This window comes from Hyphomicrobium sp. (assembly GCF_019744875.1).
In the GTDB taxonomy this organism is placed as follows: Bacteria; Pseudomonadota; Alphaproteobacteria; order Rhizobiales; family Hyphomicrobiaceae; genus Hyphomicrobium_C.
This window is the reverse complement of record NZ_JAIETU010000002.1, coordinates 137070-158850: the sequence shown is the minus strand read 5'-3', so window position 1 is coordinate 158850 and position 21781 is coordinate 137070. Positions and strand designations below refer to the sequence as shown.

The window sequence follows — 21781 nt, the reverse complement described above, 5'->3', positions numbered from 1 at the left end:
GCGGACGGCGCAAGTTGCTATTTGTGCAACTGGGGCTGGCGTGCAGCGGGCACAACTGACACCGTAACTGTGACATTCCTGCGACGCAACGGCGTAACTCGCAGATTTAGTGCAACGCGTCGCACCCTCTGGGACGACTTATGTTGTAGGGGCTCGCAATGCTCCACCACCCGTCCTGGCTCGGCCCGCTCGGCGCTCAATCAGCTCATGGGTGTACGGAAAACCCGGATATCGAGCGCCTTGATGCGGCTGCGCAGCGTGTTCCGGTTGAGCCCGAGCAGCTCCGCCGCGCGGATCTGATTGCCCCGCGTCGCCGCCAGCGCCGCCGACAGCAGCGGATGCTCCACCTGCCGGATGACCCGGTCGTAGAGCCCCGGAGGCGGAAGCTCCTTGCCGAATCCCGCGAAATACTGCGCGAGGTGCCGCTCGATCAGCTCCGAGATGTCCTTCGGCTCGGACTCCGATTGGGCGCCCCGCTTCGGCAGCACCTCGATCAGCTCCTGCTCGATGATCTGCTGGGTGAGCGTATCCTGCGTATAGAGCGCGCCCACGCGCCGCACGAAGTTCTCAAGCTCGCGCACGTTTCCAGGCCACGGATGGCTCTTGAGCCGGTCGATCGCCGCCGTCTCGATCGATTTCTGGCCAAGCCCCTCGCGCGCCGCCTGGCGCAGGAAGTGGCGCACGAGGTCGCCGATGTCTTCCGTCCGCTCGCGCAGCGGCGGCAGCCGCAGCGGCACGACGTTGAGACGGTAATAGAGGTCTTCGCGAAACAGCCCCTGCAGGATCTGGCTGCGCAGGTCGCGATGCGTCGCGGCGATGATCCGCACGTTGGTCTTGATCGGCGTGCGCCCGCCGACCGTCGTGTATTCACCCTGCTGCAGCACCCGCAGAAGCCGCGTCTGCGCCTCGAGCGGCATGTCGCCGATTTCGTCGAGGAACAGCGTGCCGCCTTCCGCCTGCTCGAAACGCCCCGGCGTGCGCGTCTGCGCGCCCGTGAACGCGCCCTTTTCGTGGCCGAACAGCTCGCTCTCAATCAGCTCGCGCGGAATAGCCGCCATGTTGATGGCCACGAACGGGCCCTGCCGGCGCTTGCCGAAGTCGTGCAGCACGCGCGCCACCAGCTCCTTGCCGGTGCCGCTCTCGCCCTGGATCATGACGGTGAGATCGGTCTGCGTCAGGCGCGCGAGCGAGCGATAGATGTCCTGCATCGCCGTCGAGCGGCCGATCAGCGGCAGCTCCTCGCTCTCCATCTCGGAAGCAGAGACCGGACGCGGGCGCCGCCCGAGCCCCGCCATCGCGCGGCTGACCACCGCCACCACCTCGGAGAGATCGAACGGCTTGGGCAGATACTCGTAGGCGCCCTTTTCCGCGGCCGTCAGCGCCGTCATCAGCGTGTTCTGCGCGCTCATGACGATGATCGGCAGATCCGGCCGCACCTTCTTGATGCGGGGAATGAGGTCGAAGGCGTTTTCGTCCGGCATCACCACGTCCGTGATCACCACGTCGCCCTCGCCCTGGCTCACCCAGCGCCAGAGCGTCGCCGCGTTGCCGGTCGCGCGCGGGGCATATCCGGCCCGTGCCAGCGCCTGGTTGAGCACGGTCCGAATGGCCGTGTCGTCATCCGCGATCAGGATCGTACCGCGCGCCATGTGTCAGCCTTTCTTGTCTTTGACGGGAACGGGCTTGCTGAAGGGCCCGCTATTGCTCATCCGGTCTTGCATCGGCAGCAGCACGCGAAACACGGTGCGCTTGGCTTCGCTCTCGCATTCGATGATGCCGCCGTGATCACCGATGATCTTTGCGACGAGCGCCAAGCCGAGCCCCGTTCCATTGTGTTTGGTCGTCACGAACGGATCGAAGAGATGCGGCTTGAGCTGGTCGGACACGCCCGCGCCGTTATCTTCGATCTGGATCATGAGCGGCAGGTTGATGCGCTGCTCCGATCCCGGCACCGACAGGCGCACGCCCGGCCGGAACGACGTCTGCATGATGATCCGGGGCTGACGGTCCTCGACGTCGGACGTCGCTTCGGCCGCATTCTTGATCAGGTTCAGGAACGCCTGCACCAGCTTGTCGCGATTGCCGGGGATAGGCGGCAGCGAGGGATCGTAGTCCTCGATGATGCGCACCCCGCGCGCAAACCCCGTCTCCGCGAGACGGCGCACGTGATTCAGCACGTCGTGGATGTTGACCGCTTCCTTGGTCAGTGGCCGCTCGTCGCCGAACACCTCCATCCGGTTGACGAGATTACGGATCCGCTCCGTCTCCGAGCAGATCAACTGAGACAGCACGCGATCCTCGTCGGAGAGGTTCTGCTCGAGAAGCTGCGCCGCCCCCTTGATGCCCGAGAGCGGGTTCTTGATCTCGTGCGCCAGCACCGCCGCCATGCCCGACACCGACCGCGCCGCCGCGCGATGCGTAAGCTGGCGCTCGATCATCTGCGCCATCGAGCGCTGCTGCAGCATCACGACGATCTGCGACGGGCTATCCATCATCGGGCCCGCATACACGTCGACAAGCTTGGGCGTGGCGAACTTCGGGCTCGCCATCTCGATGCCGTACTCGTTGACGGTCGAGCCGTGCTCGCGCACCTGCGCCACCAGCGCCAGCAGCGGACATCCGAACGCCACCACATCGTCGAGACGCTGGCGCGTCAGCATCGTGCTGCTGGTCGAGAGAAACGCTTCCGCCGCCGCGTTGCCGTAGAGGATCTGATTGTTGTCGCTGATGACGAGGATCGGATGCGGCAGCGCGCCCAGCAGCACGTCATGCTCGACCGACGGGGTGCGCAATGGAAGGACCGCTTCGGCCGTTCGCTTGATCACGCTGCATCCTCCAAGACGTCCTCGCCGCGCGCGTCGCCGTAGAACGCAGCCAGCAGCGCCAGCACGCGCGCCGGATCGGTTTCCGTGCACAGGCGCTGCCGCCAGGCCTTGAGCGCGCCAGCCCGATGACCGCTCGATGCGAGATACCAGCCGATGTGCTTGCGCGCGTTGCGAAGGCCGAGAAAGTCGCCGTAGTAGGCGAGCATCGCCTCCACGTGCGCCGACGCGATGCGGCATTGCTCGTCGAGCGGCGGCGCGCTCGGATCCTCAGCGCCCCCCAGCGCTGCGTCCGTCGACAGCGCGCGCGCGATCTGCCCCGGCAGCCACGGCGCGCCATAGGCGCCCCGGCCGATCATCACGCCGTCCGCGCCGGACTGGGCCAGCGCTGCCCGCGCATCACCAATGCTCGTGATGTCACCGTTGACGATCACCGGAATGGCAACCGCGTCCTTCACGGCGCGCACGTGAGACCAATCGGCCGTACCCTTGAAGAACTGCTGACGCGTACGCCCGTGCACCGTAACCAGTTGCACGCCGGCCGCTTCCGCACGCCGCGCCAGCTCCGGCGCGTTGCGGGACTTGTCGTCCCAGCCAAGCCGCATCTTGAGCGTCACCGGCACCGTCACCGCGCGCACCACCGCCTCGATCAGCGACAGCGCATGATCGAGATCGCGCATGAGCGCCGAGCCGGACGCCTTGCCCGTCACTTCGCGAGCCGGACAGCCCATGTTGATGTCAACGATTTCGGCGCCCTTGGCTTCGGCGATCCGCGCGCCTTCGCCCATCCACTCCGCGTCCGAACCGACAAGCTGCACGACGAACGGCGTAAGTCCCTCGCCGTCCGCGCGGCGCACGACATCGGCGCGGTTGCGCACGAGTTCCGCGCTCGCGACCATTTCGGAAACGACGAGCCCCGCACCCTGCGCATGCGCGAGTTGGCGGAAGGGCAGATCGCTCACCCCCGTCATCGGTGCCAGGAACACATTGTTTGCGGCAATCTGCGATCCGATTGCGAGTTGAGACACCAGTCGCTCCTTGTTTGCATAAATATTAGGCACTAATATTTATGCCTCGCTTTTAGGCACAATATGCTGACCGTTCTCATGACGCAAGCGCGAAGAGTTCGGATACGATTGCCCGATTGCCGCGCCACGGGTATGGGCGAGGGAGCCAAATCTTTCCTAGCCATCGGGGCCGTACAGGGTCGTGACAGCAGCCGCACTTATCGTTGCCGCGGGCCGAGGCGCACGCGCCGCCCGTAACGGCCTTTCTCCCAAGCAATATGCCGTGCTGGCCGGCCGCTCGGTGCTGGCGCGCGCCATCGCGCCCTTCGAGGCCTCACCGGCCATTTCCACGATCACCGTCGTCATCCACCCGGACGACTTTGAGTTGTATGCAGCATCAAACTTGGGCAGCTTCACGAAGCTGACAGCCCCCGTCATGGGCGGGGCGACCCGGCAGGATTCGGTCCGGCTCGGCCTCGAATCCCTGAGCGCTGCATCTCCGGATCTCGTCCTCATTCACGATGCCGCCCGCCCATTCGTGACCGACGACATCATCACGCGCGTCCTCGCTGCCCTTGCCGACCACGACGGCGCCCTCGCAGCCGTGCCCCTGGCCGACACCCTCAAGCGCGAACAGCACGCCCCTCTCGTCGAAACCACGATCCCCCGCGCCGGTCTCTGGAAGGCCCAGACGCCGCAAGGGTTCCGCTATCCCGCCATCCAGGCCGCCCACCGCGCGGCCAGCGCAGCGGACGCCCCCACCTTCACCGACGATGCATCGATTGCCGAATGGGCGGGCCTCGGCGTTGCCCTGGTGCCCGGGTCCGAACGCAACTTCAAAATCACGACTTCGGAGGACATGGCCATGGCGGAAGCGCTTCTCGGCGCGAGCCCTCTCGGCTACGAGCCGCGCACCGGCACTGGCTTCGACGTGCACGCGTTCACCGCCGGCGATCATGTCTGGCTCGGCGGCATCCGCATTCCCCACGACCAGGGTCTCGACGCCCACTCCGACGGCGACGCTCCTCTCCACGCCCTCACCGACGCCATTCTGGGTGCCCTGGGAGACGGCGACATCGGCCAGCACTTTCCCCCGTCCGATCCCGCCTGGAAGGGCGCGCGCTCGCGCCTCTTCGTCGAGGACGCGGCCCGCCGCCTTGCCGCGCGTGGCGGCCGGATCACCAACGTCGACCTGACCATTCTGTGCGAAGCCCCGCGCATCGGCCCGCATCGCGACGCCATCCGCGCCGAAATCGCCGACATGCTGGGCATCGACATCACCCGCGTCGCCGTAAAAGCCACGACGACGGAGCGTCTCGGCTTTACGGGCCGGAAAGAGGGCATCGCCGCGCTCGCCACGGCCACACTGCTCCTGCCGTTTTGAAAGTTGCCGACTTTTCCTCAGCCTCTCGCGGAGGCTGCGTTGACCCCCCTCCCAGAATCGCGGCATCACCACCTCCTAGGCGGTTGTATCGCCACAAGCTATTCCCTGGGGGCCAAGTCTATGAACCTGATGACCCACACGCTGGAGCGTCCCGCGTCCGAGCCTGCGATCGGCACCAACATCACCGACATCGCAGAGACGACATCGGCGACCTGCCTTGCCACGCGCGTGCGCCAGCTCTCGCGCATCATCACGCGTCTCTATGACGACGCCATGCGCCCGCTCGGCATCACGGCCAGCCAGTATACGCTGCTCGCCCAGCTCGCCTCGCGTGATGGCATCACCGCCGTCGAGATCGGCCACGAGCTCGACATCGAGAAGTCGACGCTCTCGCGCAACCTCAAGCGCCTCCTCGCGCTCGGCATGATCGTCATGGATCCGCCCGCCGGCCGCCGCGGCCGTGGCCTTCACCTGACGCCGAAGGGCCAGGCTGTCCTCAAGGAAGCCTATCCGGTCTGGCAGGCCACCCAGTCGCGCTCGATCTCCGCCATGGGCGTCGACACCCGCGCCAAGCTGGACGACCTGCTCCGCGTCGCTGAAAAGCTCATCGCGGACTGATCATGCGCGCGAGGGCATTGCCCTCAGCGTTGCCGCCACTAAGTTCAACGGAGCTCACCGCCAGGTGACGCTCCGTTTTCTTTGCGCGCCCGTTTTCTTTGTGCGCCGGGCATCGACAGGAGGCCGCCCAATGTTTGCGACCGAACGCATGGCCCAAGCCGAGCAACTGCTCGCCGCGCTGCGCGCCCGCTCCCTGCGGCTCGCCACGGCGGAAAGCTGCACCGGCGGCCTCATCGCTGCGCTGATGACAGAGATCCCCGGCTCCTCCGACGTGTTCGAGCGCGGATTCGTCACCTACTCGAACGCAGCCAAGATCGGCGATCTCGGCGTCGACTACGATCTCCTGGCCCGCCACGGTGCCGTCAGCGCCGAAGTGGCCGCCGCCATGGCGCAGGGCGCGCTGCGGGCATCGGCGGCTGACGTCGCCGTAGCCGTGACCGGCGTGGCCGGCCCCGGCGGCGGCTCACCGCAAAAGCCCGTCGGTCTCGTTTACATCGGCCTCGCCGCCCGCGATCTCGAAGTCCCGACTGTGCGGACATTTCGCTTCGGCGACATCGGCCGCACCACCATTCGGGGCGCAACCGTCGCCGAGGCTCTGCGATTGCTCGAGGATCACATGGACTCGCGATAGCCGCGCACCTGAGCTCCATAGCCCTCGCGCGATCCAAACGCCCCGCCACCGCGTAAAACTCTTTGAAGCGCAGCACCGGCTGGCGTTTGCGCCGCCGCCTGCCTAATCTTAGGCCCGCCCGGTTGCGGCAAATCGAGAGGTGATCCCTTGGCCCGTCGTTTTAGTCTGTCAGTGATCGCAATGTGCGCGGCCGCCGGAGCCGCCGCCGGTGCCGACTTCACGGCCAAGCAGATCACCCAGGATCTCTACAAGGCCACCGACGACGCGCCCCTGAATTACGCGCGCCGCGACCTCACCGACCTCGACCTCGCCGGGCTCAAGTTCAAGAAGGCAAACCTCTCCGAAGCGAACCTGTTCGGAGCCGACCTGAGCGGCGCCGATCTCACAGGTGTCAACCTGCACGCCGCGCGCCTCGACCGCGTCAACATTATCGGCACCCGTTTCGATCAAGCCGACCTGAGCGAAGCCAGCATCCTGCGGCCCGCAAGCGCCACGACGTTCGAGGGCAACCGCAGCGAGGCCGCGAGCTTCGTCGGCGCCAACCTCACGAAGGCACGCCTGTTCGGCGTCTTCACCGGCGGCACCTTCGCCAAGGCCCGCATGGCTGGCGTCACCCTCGCTCCCTTCAGCGACACCGGGTTCATCGAAGTGCTGTGGCGATCGCGGCTCGATTCCGCCGACCTCACCGGCACCGATCTCACGGGCGCCGACCTCAGCCACGTGTCGTTCCGGTTTGCGAACCTTCAGGGCGCCAATCTGGCCGGCGCTCGCCTCGTCAACGCCGACCTCTCGCACGCGGATCTCAGCGGCGCCGATCTCACGGGCGCGGATCTGAGCCGAGCCGATCTCGACCGCGCCATCCTGACCGGCGCCAAGGGCCTCGACAGCGTCGGCGGCCTTTCGACCGCGCGCAATCGCGACAAGGCTATCGACTGAAGCCGTGAATCCCTTACGCGCGACATCGCGCTCAGGCCGTGACGCTCAGGCCGTGACGCTCGGGCCGTAAAGTCCGCGTGCACGCGCCTCGAACGCCTCCGTGTAGCTGCGCACGGCCTTGTCGAACGCCGCCCCGACAATCACCTGCAGCATCGTCGAGCGGAAGGCATAGTCGATGAAGAACTGCACGTCCGAGCCGCCCGCCGCCGCCACGAAGCGCCATTCGTTTTCGAGATGCGTGAACGGCCCGTCGCGATGGCGCACGCGGATCAAGAAGTCAGCGGGATCGAGCGCAACCTGCGTCGTGAACTGCTCGGTGATGGCGCGGTAGCCCACCACCATCGTCGCCGTGAGAATGGTCAATCCCTCGGGCGTGGCCGTCCGCGCCGTCACGGTCAGCGCTTCGCAGAGCGGCAGAAACTGCGGATACTTTTCAACGTCGGCGACGACATCGAACATCTGCTGCGGCGTGAACGGCACGCGCCGGACGGTACGGAAGGTCGGCACGGTCTCAGTCCTATGCAAGTCCTATGCAGTCGCAGCGAGAGAGGCGGCGCGCGCGGCCTTGAGGCGGCGGAAATCGTCACCCGCATGAAACGACGAGCGTGTCATCGGGCTCGCCGCCACCAGGTGGAAACCCTTGGCGAGCGCCACGCGCTTGAGATCGTCGAACTCGTCCGGCGGCATGAACCGCTTCACCTCGGCGTGCTTGGCGGACGGCGCGAGATACTGACCGATCGTCAGGAAATCGACGCCCGCCGACAGCATGTCGTCCATCACCTGGAGAACTTCGTCGCGGGTTTCGCCGAGCCCGACCATCAACCCCGACTTCGTGAACATCGCCGGATCGATGTCCTTCGCGCGCTGCAGCAGGCGCAGCGAATGGAAATACCGCGCGCCCGGCCGGATGCGCACATAAAGACCCGGCACGGTTTCGAGGTTGTGATTGAGAACATCCGGCCGCGCCGCGACGACCTTTTCGAGCGCGCCGTCCTTACGCAGGAAATCCGGGATCAGCACCTCGATGCTCGTTGCCGGAGAGAGATCGCGGATACGCGTGATGACGGCTGCGAAATGCGCAGCCCCCCCGTCATCGAGATCGTCCCGGTCGACGGAGGTAATGACGACATGTTCGAGACCCAGCGCCGCTACGGCATCCGCCACGCGCTGCGGTTCATCGACATCCAGCGGACGCGGCCGCCCGGTTGCCACGTTGCAGAAGGCGCAGGCGCGCGTGCAGATCTCGCCCATGATCATCATGGTGGCGTGGCGCTTTTCCCAACAGCTTCCGATGTTGGGACAGGCCGCCTCTTCGCACACCGTGGACAGGCCGTGCGCCCGCACGATCGCGCGCGTGGCGAGATAGCCTTCGGTGCCCGGCGCGCGCACGCGGATCCAGGCGGGCTTGGCCGGCATCGGATGGTCGGGCCGGTGCGCCTTTTCGGGATGGCGCGGACGCGGAGCTTGTCCGGCCTCCGCTCCGCCTCCGGCGCGCGTATCGAGGATAGTGACCATCAACCTACCTTGGCCGCGGACTCAACGTTGCCGGACCATAGCCCAGGCGCGAGCCCACACCAATCGTCCGGCTTCGAATGAGACCAAAGGCGGAGGTCAGCGCCCACCCAGGAAGCGCGCGACCAGCACGACGAGCATCGCGCCGATGGTCGAGACCACGATCTGGTTGCCGTACGGGATGTAGGCGTCGAAGTCGTAGGGGAACTGGAGCAGCCCGGCCGCCACGAGATAGCCGCCCACCACGGCGCCGATTAGGCCAACGATCAAATTGCGGATCAACCCGCCGCCGCCGAGCAGCAGCCCCGCCAGCCAGCCCGCGATCAGGCCGTTGACGATCATAATGATCCAGACCTTGTTATCGGTCGCGACTTGCCAGTAATCCATGTCGTGCTTCCCCCGTGTAGATCGCGCCATCCGCCGTCGTTCCGACAGTTGCGGAGGCCGTGGCCGTGCGGCCGAGACTAGCGCGGGTCAGGCCCACGCGCCATGCGGATCGCCCGCGCCGGATGATCCCCGCGCGTGCCCGCCAGAAATGAAAACAGCAATGAAAAGACGGCCGTAAGGCGGCCGCGCACGCCTCAGACGTGGCAGCGCGCGCCGAGATAATCGTTCAGGAGGCGGTTGTAGAGATCCGCGTCGGCCTTCTGCTGGCCCGAGAGCTTCTTGCCCGCCGCCTGCGCCTGCACCGACGACGGCACACCGCGCGCGTCGAGCTTGTTGAGCTGAGATTTGACCGAGTTGCAGGTCTCACCGTTCGCGAGCTGCTTGCTCGTCGGACCGCTTCCGCCGCCCGACGCACAGCCGCCGAGCGACACAGCCGCTCCCAAAGCGCAAAGCATGGAAAGACGCAGCGCGCCGCGCAACCCCGCCGTCATGAGTCTCTTGCCCTCTCGAAGCATTAACCGTAGCGACACGTTAGGTGGTTCATGGGGGCAGTTGAACCCCCGGGCCCTCTTCTCAGGCCATTCGCGCAGAAGTGTGGCCGCGAAGCCGCAGTTTGGCGCGAGACACGCCTCCGGTCAACGTCACGCAATGCAAAAATCCGAACGGGGCCGGCTCTCGGCCCCGCTCGGATCGGGAGATTACGGGCGTCAGAAGCCGGAAGCTTCAGCGCTGCTGCACGACCACAGGCGGGGCGACATGCGGCGTGGTCGCCGGCACGACCTGCGCGCTGTTTGTGGTCGGCGCGGCAGCAGCGACGACGGCACCGGTCGCGGCCGGAGCGGCAGCGGCCTGGGCGGGACGCGGGCCGAAGTTGGAGCAACGGGCCTGGAAATCGGCGTTGGCCTTGTCGAGCTCCGCGGCCTGCGCGAGCGAGGCGCGCTTCACCGCGACCGTCGCCGACTTGCCGACCGAGGCCTTCTCGATCCGCTCCGAAACGCCTTCCTTGCGGAGCATGTCGATGCGCTGGGCCAGCGAATAGCACTGCGGATCGATCTTGTTCGCGACCGGCGTCGGCGTTGCGGCGCCACCATCCGAAGAGGCCATACCGATGGACTGCGTGGTGAGCGAATTGCCGAAAAGGCCGCTGTTAGACGAACATCCGGTGAGCATCGAGACGCCGAGCGCGGCGCATGCGACCGTTGCTGTGAATTTCTGCATTGTGTCCCCCGTAACGCCTTCGAACGAGCGTTGCCTGTACGTAATTTGGTCTACGGTGGACTCCGAGCTTGTCACAAGAAGCCCGGCACAAAATGACCGTGTATGGAGCAAATTGACAGCCCCGAATCTGTGGAAACTCAGGCCCCGTGGCGGGTCGGACACATGCGCGCAACACGGGACGAAGCGTACCGCGCCCGAATCCGCGCAAACCACCGCGACTCACCCCTGAGCGGCAGCACTTGGTCGAAATTCCCAAAGAAAAACAGCGCTTGCGTTAGGCGGCGCCACGCACCGCATCACGCACGGCGCGAACGACTGCGGCAGCATCCGGCAGCGCCGCAGCCTGCAGCTCCTGAGCATAAGGCAACGGCACCCGCGCCCCGCAGAGCTGCACCGGCGGCCCCTTGAGCGCACCGAAGCACAGCGACACGACAGCCGCCGCCAGCTCCGCCCCGATGCCAGACCCCTCCTCGACGGTGACGAGACGCCCCGTCTTGGAGACCGAACGCGCCACCAGATCGAGATCGAGCGGACGCACGGTCATGAGGTCGATCACCTCGGCTTCGATCCCCTCGTCGCTCAGCCGGTGCGCCGCTTCGACCACCGCCTGCAGCGCAAAGCCTGCGCCCGCGACCGTCACATCGGAACCCTGGCGCGCGATCCGCGCCTTGCCTAGCGCGACCGCAGCGCCGTCATCGTGGGCCGGCAAGTAGAGTTCGCGGCTGCCATAAAGCAGCTCGTGCTCCAGCACGGCCACGGGGCCAGAGCTTCGGATGGCGGCCGAGAGCAGGCCGCGCGCCGCAGACGCCGTCGCCGGCTGCACGACCGTGAGCCCCGGGATCTGCGCCAGCATTGCCGCCACGCACCGCGCATCCTGGCCGGTTGCGCCCGGCGAGAACCCGTTCGGCCCGCGAAACACAACCGACACCGGCAGCGTCCCACCCGAGAGGTAGAACGCCTCTGCCGCTTCCGTGAGATAGGGCAACATCACGTCGAGCGCGCGCCCCCACGACGCAACCTCGACGATGGGTTTCAGCCCGCCCATCGCAGCGCCGACCGCAAGACCAAACAGCGCCTCGTCCATGGCGGGCACCGTGACGACGCGCGTGTCGCCGAACTCGTCTTCAAGCCCCTGCGCAACCTTCAGCGCGCCCCGGTTCTGCGCCACGTCGACGCCGACCAGCAGCACGCGGCTATCGGCGCGCATCTCGTCGGCGATCGCATCCCGCAACGCCTCGCGATAGGTCTGGTCGGCGCCCTTCCTCTGATCTCCGCCCGACCGTGGGCCCGAGCGTGGGATAGCGGCCAGCTCATCGGCCGCCGACCCAATCGCCGCGAAAGCCATCGTTGCATTCGGCGTCGTCGCAGTATGAGTCCGCGTCTGCAGCGCATCGTGCTTGCGCGATTGAGTAGCATCCAGCGCGAGCTGCGTGACCGAGCCCAGCCCCAACGCCTGCGCCGCATCGAACGCAGGCGACTGCACATCGGCCAGCATCACGGCGATGGGCGTGTTGACCTTCACATCGTCAGTACCAGCCGGCACGAGAATGCGCTCCACGCGGCCTTCGTCCTCGGCCTCGATTTCGAGCGTCGCCGTCGAGGTCGAGATCTCGACCAGCACGTCGCCCGCGGCAACGGTCTGGCCCTCCGCCACGTGCCAGCGCGAGATCTTGCCGTGCACCATCGAGGGCGTCACAGGCGGCATGAGGATTTCCCGGCGCATCTGCCTCCTCAAGCCTCCAGCGCCGTATGAAGATCATGAGGCTCCGGCGGCAGCTCAGACCGCGCCGCAAGCGCGGCGCTGCTGATCGTCTCGCGAACCTCTTTTTCGAGCGCCTTGAGCGCGCGCTCGGTAAGTGCGGACGTCGCGAGAAGGCGCGCCCGCGCCTTGGCGACGGGATCGGCCTCCGCGATCCGGCGCTCTGCGTTTCCGGGTTGCGCCGTCGCGCCATGGCCGCGATAGCGGAACGTCAGCATCTCGAGCAGCGTCGGGCCTTCGCCGGCGCGCGCGCGCGCAATCGCCCGCCGCCCCGCCGCGCGCACGCGACGCACATCAATGCCATCGACCTGCTCACCGGGGATCGCAAACGGCTTGCCGCTTTCGGCAATAGCGGACGGCAGCGCCCCGAGGACGATGCCCGCGCCGGGAGACGCGGTGTTGTTGTCGACGATGAACACGATCGGCAGCTTCAACTGGGCGGCCAGCCTGTAGGCCTCGAACACCCGTCCGCGCGAGGCAGCCCCGTCCCCGTAGAACGCCAGCGTCACCGCATCGTCGCCGCGATAGCGCGCAGCGAACGCGAGCCCGCCTCCGAGCGGCGCACAGACGCCTGCCGATCCGTGACCGCCATAAAATGCATGATCCGGCGCGGCCATGCGCACCGTGCCGCCCTTGCCGCCCGAGAGCCCGCCGCGGCGCCCCATCAGCTCGGCCATCACGCGGCGTGGATCAATCCCGCGCGCTAGGAGCGCGCCGTGCGTGCGGTATCCCGTGATCACCGGATCGGTATCGCGCGCCGCCATCATCATGCCGACGATGGACGCCTCCTGCCCGATCGACAGCGGGCAGACCCCATGGATCACCTGGAGCGCGTAAAGCTGTCCCGCCTTTTCCTCGAAGCGGCGAATGAGCAGCATGGCGCGATAGGACGCAATCTCCTCGTCGGGCGAGAACGTCACGTCCTCCGCCTGAGCCAGATGAGACCCGCCCGCCATTGCCGCTCCTCTGTTTGTGCCGCCGCCGAAAAGCGCCCAATGTTCGTTGCCCCGGCGCGCAAGGGCCCGGTGCGACCGTCAGTTTGCCATCGATACAAGAAAAGTACACGACGAACCCGCCGGAACAACGGGCATGGAACGGCACCGCCAGACGCCTACCGCGCCGCAACAAAAATGCCTAAGGAAAGCATGCTGGAGCGACGTGACGGCGAGGCCGAGCGGGCACAAACCCCAGCTCTGGGGCCAAAATGCGCCGAAGCGAAAATTGCGGCCTCAGCCGTTGGGCGCGGACTGGGCGACGATCCGGTCGTCGGGCCGGGCAAATCCCAGCACGTTGCGAGCCACTTCCTCGACGAAATCCGGATCAGGCGGATCGGGGCGCATCAGGGCCACGTCGCGCGAAAGCGTGGCGCGCACAGCCTCAAGGCTTTGGATTTCGAACTGCAGAGCGTTTTCACGCTCCAGCAATGCATCCCGCGCCTCGAGGCCGTGACGGCCATGCAGGGTGTGATAGGCGAAATAGGCCGTCAAACCTAAGCAGAGAAGCAACACCAGCGCCTGCCGGGGCCTAGCTCGCCGATCATGTATGGGTGGACGCAACACGGATGTTCGACGATACGCTTTATGAGAAACGGGAACGAGAGAACCCTACCCCCCGCACGATTAAAGCGAGGTAAAGCCTCGCCCCGCATGCGCTCGAAACCCGCTGAGAGCCCGATGAATTTCCCTCGCCCGATGGCCGTCGAGTTGCTGCCGCACGACCCGGCGCTGAGCCGCCATGGTCGAGCAGGCCGGCGCGGCCTTTTCGTCGGCTCTCGCACCTGTCGTCGTGACGTCCATCACATCGGCTCGACCGCGATCCCGAGCATGTCAGCCAAGCCGATTCTCGACTCATGCCTGTTCCCGCGACTGCAGCGACAGCAAGTCGGCGCAGATCAAACGCGAAGAGGCGGAAGCACTCGCGCGCTTCCGCCTCTGAAAGTGAAGGGGCCGTATCTTATTAGACCGCGCGCGAGCCGCGCAGGATGGAGCGGCCCGCATAGCGCGCCACATCGCCCAGCTCGCCTTCGATGCGGATGAGCTGGTTGTACTTCGCCAGACGATCCGAGCGGCAGAGCGAGCCGGTCTTGATCTGTCCGCAGTTGGTCGCGACGGCCAGATCCGCAATCGTCGAATCTTCGGTCTCGCCCGAACGGTGAGACATGACGGCGGTGTAGCCCGCGCGCTGCGCCATCGACACCGCGTCGAGCGTCTCCGTCAGCGTGCCGATCTGGTTGACCTTGATCAGGATCGAGTTGCCGGTGGCCGTCTTGATGCCCTGCGAAAGACGCGCCGTGTTGGTGACGAACAGATCGTCGCCGACAAGCTGCACGTTCCGGCCGATGGCGTCCGTGAGCGCCTTCCAGCCGGCCCAGTCGTCCTCGGCCATGCCGTCTTCGATGGAGATGATCGGGAAGCGCGTGACGAGGTCTTCGAGATAACGCGCCATGCCCGCGCTATCGAGGCTCTTGCCCTCGCCGTGCAGCTCGTACTTGCCGTTCTTGTAGAATTCGGTCGACGCGCAATCGAGCGCCAGCATCACGTCGTCGCCCGGCTTGTAGCCTGCAGCCTCGATCGACTTCATGATGAAGCCGAGCGCGTCGTCGGCGCTCTTGAGGTTGGGGGCAAAGCCGCCCTCGTCGCCGATGCCCGTGTTGTGGCCGGCATCCTTGAGGTTCTTCTTCAGTGTATGGAAGATCTCGGCGCCGATGCGGATCGCGTCTGCACACGTCTCCGCCGCGACCGGCATGATCATGAATTCCTGGATGTCGATCGGATTGTCGGCGTGCATGCCGCCGTTGATGATGTTCATCATCGGCACCGGCAGCACATGCGCCGAGGTCCCGCCGACGTAGCGGTAGAGCGACAGGCCCGAGGCGTCCGCCGCAGCCTTCGCCGCCGCCATCGAGACGCCGAGAATGGCGTTCGCGCCGAGACGGCTCTTGTTCGGCGTGCCGTCGAGCGCGATCATCGCCTGGTCAAGGCCGCGCTGGTCTTCAGCGTCGAGGCCGATGAGCGAATCCGAGATCTCGCCGTTAACCGCATCGACCGCCTTGAGCACGCCCTTGCCGAGGTAGCGCGACTTGTCTCCGTCCCGCAGCTCGTTGGCCTCGTGCGCGCCGGTCGAAGCACCCGACGGAACCGCAGCCCGGCCCATCGAGCCGTCCTCGAGCATCACATCAACCTCGACAGTCGGATTGCCGCGGCTATCGAGAATTTCGCGGCCGAGGATGTCGACGATGGCAGTCATGAGCGTATCCTTGGAAATCGAGGAGCAGGAAGCCGAGCTGGACGGAAGCCGGACTGGACAAATGCGCCGTGCGCGACGATGTTCGGCGCGCCCGCGAACGCGGTATGCGCCAGCAAGCCGCAGGCGTTGTACCTGGGTTCGTTGGGCGCGGAAAGACCCCACTGGGTAGTCGGCCCTACCCATCGGCCGCGACAAACGCGACAGGCAGGCGCTGCGGCGAATTGTAACGAGAGCGAAGGCACAGAATGACGGACCTGACGACCTATGAAGGCTCATGCCACTGTGGCGCCGTGCGCTACGAGGCGCGCAGCAAGCCCATTTCGCAGGCGATCAGTTGCAACTGCTCCATGTGCCGCCGCAAGGGCACGCTGCTGGCCTTCATTTCGGGGTCGGATTTCACGCTCAAGTCCGGCGCCGACACCCTGACCGACTACCAGTTCAACAAGCACATCATCCACCACCTCTTCTGCAGCGTCTGCGGCGTCACCGGCTTCGCACGCGGCACGACACCGGACGGAACATCGACCGTCGCCCTCAACGTGCGCTGCATCGACGCCGTCGATCTCGACGCCATCAAGATCATCCCCGTCGACGGCAAGAGCGCCTGACGTGAAGACCGGCGGCGCGCTCGTTCTTTTTTCGGGCGGCCAGGACAGCACAGTCTGCCTGGCGTGGGCGCTTGCGCGATACGACCGCGTCGAAACACTCGGTATCGACTACGGCCAGCGCCACGCCGTCGAGCTCACCCAGCGCCGCGTGGTGCTCGATGAAATCCGCAGCGGTTTTCCCGAATGGAGCACGCGCCTCGGCGACGATCACGAGATCGATCTCAAGGCGCTTGGGCGCATCAGCGAAACCGCGCTCACCCGCGACGCCGAGATCGAAATGACGGCGGCGGGCCTGCCGTCGACCTTCGTGCCCGGACGCAACCTCCTGTTCCTGGTCTACGCGGCAGCCCTCGCCTATCGCCGCTCCATCGGCACGCTCGTCGCCGGAATGTGCGAGACGGACTACTCGGGCTATCCCGACTGCCGCGACGCGACCATCCGCGCGCAGCAGCAGGCCATCGCGCTGGGCCTCGACAAGCCGTTCGCGATCGAGACGCCGCTGATGTTCATCGACAAGGCCGAGACGTGGGCGCTGGCCGGCACGCTGGGCGGGCAGCCCTTCGTCGACCTGATCCGCGAGCACACCCACACCTGCTATCTCGGTGATCGCACGCACCGCCACGCCTGGGGATGGGGGTGCGGCACATGCCCCGCGTGCGAGCTGCGCGCCCGCGGGTGGGACGCCTGGCAGGAGGCCGATCCGCCCCGCAACCCTCCGAAATCCTGACCGCTAACGTGCATTTTACATTGTCCGCCGGGGGTTCTTCTCTTTGCGGCGTGGGGCTCCTACCTATTGCTTGGCAACCCCGCCCCCCCCCGAACCCGATGGAGCCCCCCATGGCAGACATGAAGAAGGCCGCCGAGCTGCGCAAGTCGCCGCTCCGGACGCCGAGCGATCTCGGCGACAACGCCGTTCGCGATCTCTCCGGCGCCTTGAACGAGCTGCTCGCCGACACGTTCGCGCTCTACCTCAAGACCAAGAACTTCCACTGGCATGTCAGCGGCCCGCATTTCCGCGACTATCACCTGATGCTTGACGAGCAGGCGGGGCAGATCCTCGCCATGACGGACCCCATCGCCGAGCGCGTCCGCAAACTTGGCGGCACGACGCTGCGGTCCGTCGGACACATCAGCCGTTTGCAGCGCGTGAAGGACAACGACGCCGACTACGTCGATCCGGAAGGCATGCTCGCCGAGCTGCGCGACGACAACAAGGATCTCGCCCAGCGCATGCGTAGCGTCCACGACCTCTCGGACGAGCACAACGACTTCGCGACCTCGAGCCTCCTCGACGTCTGGATCGACGAGACCGAGCGCCGTCTGTGGTTCCTGTTTGAATCGACCCGCCGGCGCACGTCGTAAAATCAGCGCGCCAAGCGCAAGCGAAAAAGCGCCGAGCGCAACTTCGCGCTCAGCACGGGTTCGCCTCTCACGCCGCGTCGAGGGCGATTGCAGGACGCCGATCCGGTCCTGCCGCCCTCTTCGCCGTTTCGAGCGCCGTAACGCGCGCATCGAAATCGAGCCGCAGAAGTTCGTTGAGCACCGCGTCCGCCACCTCGTACTCGCCGCACCGCTTGCAGCGCACGACCAGCCCGTCGAAATCGCCGGAGGTCAGGTTTTCGGCCTCTGCGCCACAAACTGAACACTGCATGCGCCGTCCTCGTAATTGTCCTCGATAAAGATACCCATGAGCGGCGCTCCGGTTCCGCCGCGTCCCGCGCTGGCGCCCGAATGCGACGGCCGGCCGCTTGACATCGACCCGCCAGCCCGTACGCATCGCAGCATGTATGCCGTCAAAGAAATCTTTTACACCCTGCAGGGCGAGGGCGCGAACGCGGGCCGCGCGGCGGTCTTCTGCCGTTTCGCCGGCTGCAATCTGTGGTCCGGGCGCGAAGCCGACCGCACGACGGCCGACTGCCGCTTCTGCGACACCGACTTCGTGGGAACGGACGGCGCGGGCGGCGGCAAGTTCCGTGACGCAACCGCGCTCGCAACCGCCATTCAGGCCGCATGGACCGGCAGCGGCGACGGCAACCGGTTCGTCGTGCTGACGGGCGGAGAGCCCGCACTGCAGGTCGATGCCGCGCTGATCGACGCGTTGCATAGCCACGAATTTACCATCGCCATCGAAACCAACGGCACGCTTCCCCTGCCCGACGGCATCGATTGGGTCTGCGTCAGCCCCAAGGCGGGCACACAGATTGCGGTCAAGGCGGGCGATGAGCTGAAAGTCGTCTACCCCCAGGCGGGGCTCGATCCAGCGAACTTCCTCGCGCTCGACTTTCCGCGCCGCTACGTAAGCCCCATGGATGGGCCCCTGCTGGCCGAAAACACGGATGCCGCGGTCGCCTACGTCAAGGCCCACCCCGCCTGGCGGCTCTCCGTCCAGACGCACAAGCGCATCGGGATTCCATAGGCGCGGCCGCGGCGCCGGCAGGGGTGCGGCCGGCGCCCTGCTGCCCCTTGCCCCACGCCCTGGGGATGGCGCCGCCGCCCAAAATCCCCTATGTCACGCCCCATGCGCATCTATAAGGAATTCCTGTTCGAGGCCGCGCACTACCTGCCGTCGGCCCCCATCGGCCACCCGAACTCCCGGGTGCATGGCCATTCGTTCCGCGCGCGCATCGTCATCGATGGCGAGCCGAACGCGGAAACCGGCCTCGTTTTCCATTTCGACGATTTGGCCGCGGCTATCGCGGATGCCCAGGATGCGCTCGACCATCGACTGCTGAACGAGGTCGAAGGCCTCGATATCCCGACGCTCGAGCGGATCTCGATGTGGATCTGGTCGCGCCTGCAGAACCGCGTGCCCGGCTTGGCCGAGGTTCATGTCTCGCGCGACAGTTGCCACGAGGGCGTCATCTACACGGGGCTTGCTCACCGAGCTCCGCTCGCAGCAGAGTAACAAGCCCCGCTCGCCGCCGAATAGAGCGCTCCGCTCGCAGCCGAGTACCGAGCGCCGCTCACCGAACAACAGGAGCCACCAGTGGCCAGCAAGATCACCGGCGTCACGCTTCTTGGTGGCGCGACCGCCATTCCCGAGAGCCCAGACAAGGCCGTCCTGGAGCGCGTCGCCAACCCGCACCCGGACACCGCCTACGTCGCGCGCTTCGCCGCCCCGGAGTTCACGTCGCTCTGCCCCGTCACGGGCCAGCCCGACTTCGCCCACCTCGTCATCGACTACGTCCCTGCCGACTGGCTGGTCGAGAGCAAGTCGCTGAAGCTCTACCTCGCCTCGTTCCGCAACCACGGCGCGTTCCACGAGGACTGTACGGTCGCCATCGGCAAGCGCCTCACGACGCTGCTGGAGCCCGCGTATCTGCGCATCGGCGGCTACTGGTATCCGCGCGGCGGTATTCCGATCGACGTGTTCTGGCAGTCGGGCGCGGTGCCCCAGAACGTCTGGCTGCCCGACCAGGGCGTGCCGCCCTATCGCGGCCGCGGCTGATTTCGCAGCTCAAGCGCGCGTTTCAGCGACCGTCATGTCGTTGCCACGCCACGTGAAGCCGTCGCCGGTCCAGCCCTTGAGCCAGATCACCGGCAAAGCCACGTCGCGCGCCACCCAGGCGAGCGGCGAGAGCACCGACACGTGCCAGCCCCCAGCCTTGGCCAACAGGAACTCCGCGCCGTACCAGACCGCGCCCATCAGCGCGCAGGCTTCGACCTCGCCGAGGCCCATCGCCGGCGCTGCCACGACGGACGCCGCGAGCACCGGCACGCTGCCCGCGAGCACCTCCGGCAGATAGTAAAGCTGGAACGTCGCGCGCCTCAGCCGAGCCCAGCGCACCTGCCGGTCGATGACCTGGCGGCGATTGCGCACGCCCAAAGGCTGCTCGAACGGCCGGTCCACGATGCGCACACGAAGACCATGCCCGCGCACGACCTTGGTCGCCGCCGCATCCTCCGCAATCTCGATGCCGAGCGCGCGAATGCCGCCTGCCGCGTCGAGCACGGACTTCGGCCACAGCATCGACTTGCCTTGCGCAAAGCCGAACCCGCAGGTGTCCGCGGCAAGCTGAAAGCGTGCCTGATAGGTGTTGAGGAACGCGCACTCGAGCTCCGCCCAGAAGCCGGACGGACGGCTGCCGATCGGCGGCGAGCACACGAGGCCGGTATCGTCGCGCAGCCCTGCGAACAATTGGTCGATGTAATCGGCCGGCATGAGCACGTTGCTGTCGGCGATCACGATCCATGGCGCCTGCGCAGCGTCCCAGCCCTTGATGATGTTGTTGAGCTTCGGGTTCGCCGTCCCGCCCTCGTCGCCGATCAGCAGGCGGGCGCGGATGTGCGGATGCTCCGCGATCAGGCGGCGAACGAGCGGCACAGCGTCGTCGTTTGCACGCGCCGCGCAGAACAGAAGCTCGGCATCACGATGGGCGAGTTCGAACGTCGAGCGCAGCGTCATCTCGTCCAGCGGATCGAGGCCGCAGACGGGCCGGATGATGCTCACGGCGGGCAGCGTCTTGGAGACCGATGGAGCGCGGCGCACCAACCGCACGCGCCAGATCGCAAGGGCCGCGGACACGAGATGAACCGCCAGCACAGCCGCGCAGAACGTCAGCGCAATCCATTCCATGCCGGTCGCAATCTCCCGCCCGAAAATTTCAATGCGTCGTCCTGCTTGGCGGAGTCCCATGACACGCCGATGACGGCAATGGCGGGACCAAGAAAGCAGCGTGACTCTCTGTAACAGCGGACAAAAAAAGGGGGCGCGTTCGCGCGCCCCCGTACAAGTGGGAGAAGGTGTCTTGCCTCACGCCGCCGCGTCGCAGAACGAGCGAAGTGCCATCGACGAAAGTATCAAACAGCAAGCTGGCGACGCCCGTCAACGCGATCCACATCGGGCCCGAACGCGCATATCGCCGCGCCGGATTGTCACAAAAGTGAGATGTTCGAGAGGGTTCGCATTGTTGCCCCCTCACCGCCAAAAAACTGAGACGCGGATCGGCTAGATCACCCGCGAGTCGAAACAGCAGGATCATGAAACCGCATGACGATCAGCATCGACCAGCTTGGCATCGGCGACATCGTCGAGATCAAGTACAGGGTCTGGCGCAAGATGGACAACGGCGGCGAAGACATCGTCGAGCGTTGGGTCTCGGCGCACATCTGCCGGCGTGACTCGGGCTTGCGCCCCATGGCCCGCCTTGCGGACGGCCAACTGACGGAAATCCGACCCTTCATGGACTGGCGCCTGGTGTCGCGCGCCCGCATGCGCCACGCATTGGCCGCTTAGCCACCCACGCTGCCCGGGCATCAGCATCGCCCGGGCGCAACTCCGCTCAGCTCTGGCACACGCCAGCGCTGGGCCACTCCACCACCCTGAAAAGTCGCCGATCGGCTCGCGGCAATTCTCAGCTCGCCTTATCAGCTCGCCGTGCGCGCGGGCGCCAACGGAGCCGTTTCCACAAGCACGGGACGTCGCGACGCGGCCGGCTGCTTCTTCGCGGCGGGAGCCGGCTTCGCTGCGGGCTTGCTGGGCTTCTTCTTTGCCGCCCCCTTCGGTTTGGACGGGGAACCGGCCAATTGCTTCTCGAGCGATTTGACGTCGCCGCGAAGCTTGGCGATCTCCGACAGGATCAAACCAAGCGTTTCTTTCTTGCCGAGCTTCTTGCTCATCTGCGTGACCTCGCACGAACGCTGTTACGTCGAA

The 21781-nt window shown here is 66.4% G+C and carries 27 protein-coding genes; 12 read left to right on the top strand and 15 right to left on the bottom strand.

Annotation, left to right across the window (positions count from 1 at the left end; translation table 11 throughout):
• Positions 1–200: 200 nt before the first annotated feature.
• From ntrC to dusB, 3 genes are read right to left on the bottom strand one after another with little or no spacing between them, the layout of a single operon-like run.
• A complete protein-coding gene (ntrC, locus tag K2Y42_RS00865) occupies positions 201–1649 on the bottom strand; it encodes a nitrogen regulation protein NR(I) (RefSeq protein WP_291147467.1) in 1449 nt (482 codons plus the stop codon).
• A 3-nt stretch (positions 1650–1652) separates the two neighbouring features.
• Positions 1653–2822, bottom strand: a complete 1170-nt coding sequence (locus K2Y42_RS00860) for an ATP-binding protein (protein ID WP_291150120.1) — start codon at positions 2820–2822, stop codon at positions 1653–1655.
• Entirely contained in the window at positions 2822–3850 is a 1029-nt protein-coding gene (gene dusB, locus K2Y42_RS00855) for a tRNA dihydrouridine synthase DusB (protein WP_291147465.1), read from the bottom strand. Before dusB ends, K2Y42_RS00860 begins: the two co-directional genes overlap by 1 nt.
• Positions 3851–4031: 181 nt before the next feature.
• Between dusB and K2Y42_RS00850 the strand changes: the two genes are divergently transcribed.
• From K2Y42_RS00850 to K2Y42_RS00835, 4 genes are all read left to right on the top strand, one after another.
• The gene (locus tag K2Y42_RS00850; RefSeq protein WP_291147463.1) at positions 4032–5213 is read left to right on the top strand and encodes a bifunctional 2-C-methyl-D-erythritol 4-phosphate cytidylyltransferase/2-C-methyl-D-erythritol 2,4-cyclodiphosphate synthase; all 1182 of its coding nucleotides are present in this window, start codon (positions 4032–4034) and stop codon (positions 5211–5213) included.
• A gap of 120 nt (positions 5214–5333) precedes the next feature.
• Entirely contained in the window at positions 5334–5831 is a 498-nt protein-coding gene (locus tag K2Y42_RS00845) for a MarR family winged helix-turn-helix transcriptional regulator (protein ID WP_291147461.1), read from the top strand.
• 130 nt (positions 5832–5961) lie between these two features.
• Positions 5962–6462, top strand: a complete 501-nt coding sequence (locus tag K2Y42_RS00840) for a CinA family protein (RefSeq protein ID WP_291147459.1) — start codon at positions 5962–5964, stop codon at positions 6460–6462.
• Between the two features lie 147 nt (positions 6463–6609).
• Positions 6610–7398, top strand: coding sequence for a pentapeptide repeat-containing protein (locus K2Y42_RS00835; protein ID WP_291147457.1), 789 nt, complete (start codon positions 6610–6612; stop codon positions 7396–7398).
• Between the two features lie 45 nt (positions 7399–7443).
• Here the strand turns inward: K2Y42_RS00835 and K2Y42_RS00830 are convergent, their stop codons facing one another.
• The 8 genes from K2Y42_RS00830 to K2Y42_RS00795 all read right to left on the bottom strand — a co-directional run bounded on the left by K2Y42_RS00830 (position 7444) and on the right by K2Y42_RS00795 (position 13782).
• Positions 7444–7905 carry a type II toxin-antitoxin system RatA family toxin gene (locus K2Y42_RS00830; protein WP_291147455.1) on the bottom strand — a complete coding sequence of 154 codons (462 nt, stop codon included), beginning with the start codon at positions 7903–7905 and terminating at the stop codon, positions 7444–7446.
• 21 nt (positions 7906–7926) lie between these two features.
• Complete coding sequence (lipA, locus tag K2Y42_RS00825; RefSeq protein ID WP_291147453.1) at positions 7927–8913, bottom strand: lipoyl synthase; 987 nt, start codon at positions 8911–8913, stop codon at positions 7927–7929.
• Between the two features lie 96 nt (positions 8914–9009).
• Complete coding sequence (locus tag K2Y42_RS00820) at positions 9010–9297, bottom strand: GlsB/YeaQ/YmgE family stress response membrane protein (protein ID WP_291147451.1); 288 nt, start codon at positions 9295–9297, stop codon at positions 9010–9012.
• A 194-nt stretch (positions 9298–9491) separates the two neighbouring features.
• On the bottom strand, positions 9492–9788 hold the full coding sequence (locus tag K2Y42_RS00815; protein ID WP_291147449.1) for a hypothetical protein: 297 nt from the start codon (positions 9786–9788) through the stop codon (positions 9492–9494).
• A 232-nt stretch (positions 9789–10020) separates the two neighbouring features.
• Positions 10021–10515, bottom strand: coding sequence for a hypothetical protein (locus K2Y42_RS00810; protein ID WP_291147447.1), 495 nt, complete (start codon positions 10513–10515; stop codon positions 10021–10023).
• 274 nt (positions 10516–10789) lie between these two features.
• On the bottom strand, positions 10790–12238 hold the full coding sequence (locus K2Y42_RS00805) for a transketolase C-terminal domain-containing protein (protein ID WP_291147445.1): 1449 nt from the start codon (positions 12236–12238) through the stop codon (positions 10790–10792).
• An 8-nt stretch (positions 12239–12246) separates the two neighbouring features.
• Positions 12247–13230: a thiamine pyrophosphate-dependent enzyme gene (locus tag K2Y42_RS00800; RefSeq protein WP_291147443.1), complete on the bottom strand. Its 984-nt coding sequence runs from the start codon at positions 13228–13230 to the stop codon at positions 12247–12249.
• A 273-nt stretch (positions 13231–13503) separates the two neighbouring features.
• Positions 13504–13782 (bottom strand): septum formation initiator family protein, encoded by a 279-nt coding sequence (locus tag K2Y42_RS00795; protein ID WP_291147440.1) that lies wholly within the window; start codon positions 13780–13782, stop codon positions 13504–13506.
• A gap of 30 nt (positions 13783–13812) precedes the next feature.
• Between K2Y42_RS00795 and K2Y42_RS21235 the strand changes: the two genes are divergently transcribed.
• Positions 13813–14310 (top strand): GrpB family protein, encoded by a 498-nt coding sequence (locus tag K2Y42_RS21235; RefSeq protein WP_366512324.1) that lies wholly within the window; start codon positions 13813–13815, stop codon positions 14308–14310.
• Here K2Y42_RS21235 and eno read toward each other — a convergent pair.
• Positions 14231–15520, bottom strand: coding sequence for a phosphopyruvate hydratase (eno, locus tag K2Y42_RS00790; protein ID WP_291147438.1), 1290 nt, complete (start codon positions 15518–15520; stop codon positions 14231–14233). The genes K2Y42_RS21235 and eno overlap by 80 nt on opposite strands.
• 245 nt (positions 15521–15765) lie before the next feature.
• On the opposite strand from eno, the gene K2Y42_RS00785 reads away from it, so the two are divergent.
• From K2Y42_RS00785 to K2Y42_RS00775, 3 genes are all read left to right on the top strand, one after another.
• Entirely contained in the window at positions 15766–16128 is a 363-nt protein-coding gene (locus K2Y42_RS00785) for a GFA family protein (protein WP_291147436.1), read from the top strand.
• 1 nt (position 16129) lies between these two features.
• Entirely contained in the window at positions 16130–16855 is a 726-nt protein-coding gene (queC, locus tag K2Y42_RS00780) for a 7-cyano-7-deazaguanine synthase QueC (RefSeq protein ID WP_291147434.1), read from the top strand.
• Positions 16856–16953: 98 nt separating this feature from the next.
• Positions 16954–17490, top strand: a complete 537-nt coding sequence (locus K2Y42_RS00775; protein ID WP_291147432.1) for a DNA starvation/stationary phase protection protein — start codon at positions 16954–16956, stop codon at positions 17488–17490.
• 67 nt (positions 17491–17557) lie between these two features.
• Here the strand turns inward: K2Y42_RS00775 and K2Y42_RS00770 are convergent, their stop codons facing one another.
• The gene (locus tag K2Y42_RS00770; protein ID WP_291147430.1) at positions 17558–17779 is read right to left on the bottom strand and encodes a hypothetical protein; all 222 of its coding nucleotides are present in this window, start codon (positions 17777–17779) and stop codon (positions 17558–17560) included.
• Positions 17780–17911: 132 nt separating this feature from the next.
• Between K2Y42_RS00770 and queE the strand changes: the two genes are divergently transcribed.
• The 3 genes from queE to queF all read left to right on the top strand — a co-directional run bounded on the left by queE (position 17912) and on the right by queF (position 19576).
• Positions 17912–18544: a 7-carboxy-7-deazaguanine synthase gene (gene queE / locus K2Y42_RS00765; protein ID WP_291150118.1), complete on the top strand. Its 633-nt coding sequence runs from the start codon at positions 17912–17914 to the stop codon at positions 18542–18544.
• Positions 18545–18634: 90 nt separating this feature from the next.
• Positions 18635–19033: a 6-carboxytetrahydropterin synthase gene (locus K2Y42_RS00760; RefSeq protein ID WP_291147428.1), complete on the top strand. Its 399-nt coding sequence runs from the start codon at positions 18635–18637 to the stop codon at positions 19031–19033.
• 81 nt (positions 19034–19114) lie between these two features.
• Positions 19115–19576, top strand: coding sequence for a preQ(1) synthase (gene queF, locus K2Y42_RS00755; protein ID WP_291147426.1), 462 nt, complete (start codon positions 19115–19117; stop codon positions 19574–19576).
• 9 nt (positions 19577–19585) lie between these two features.
• Here queF and K2Y42_RS00750 read toward each other — a convergent pair whose 3' ends face one another.
• Positions 19586–20704 carry a ceramide glucosyltransferase gene (locus K2Y42_RS00750; RefSeq protein WP_291147425.1) on the bottom strand — a complete coding sequence of 373 codons (1119 nt, stop codon included), beginning with the start codon at positions 20702–20704 and terminating at the stop codon, positions 19586–19588.
• Positions 20705–21118: 414 nt separating this feature from the next.
• Between K2Y42_RS00750 and K2Y42_RS00745 the strand changes: the two genes are divergently transcribed.
• Positions 21119–21364: a hypothetical protein gene (locus tag K2Y42_RS00745; protein ID WP_291147423.1), complete on the top strand. Its 246-nt coding sequence runs from the start codon at positions 21119–21121 to the stop codon at positions 21362–21364.
• A gap of 131 nt (positions 21365–21495) precedes the next feature.
• Here K2Y42_RS00745 and K2Y42_RS00740 read toward each other — a convergent pair whose 3' ends face one another.
• The gene (locus K2Y42_RS00740) at positions 21496–21747 is read right to left on the bottom strand and encodes a hypothetical protein (protein WP_291147421.1); all 252 of its coding nucleotides are present in this window, start codon (positions 21745–21747) and stop codon (positions 21496–21498) included.
• Between the last annotated feature and the right edge of the window lie 34 nt (positions 21748–21781).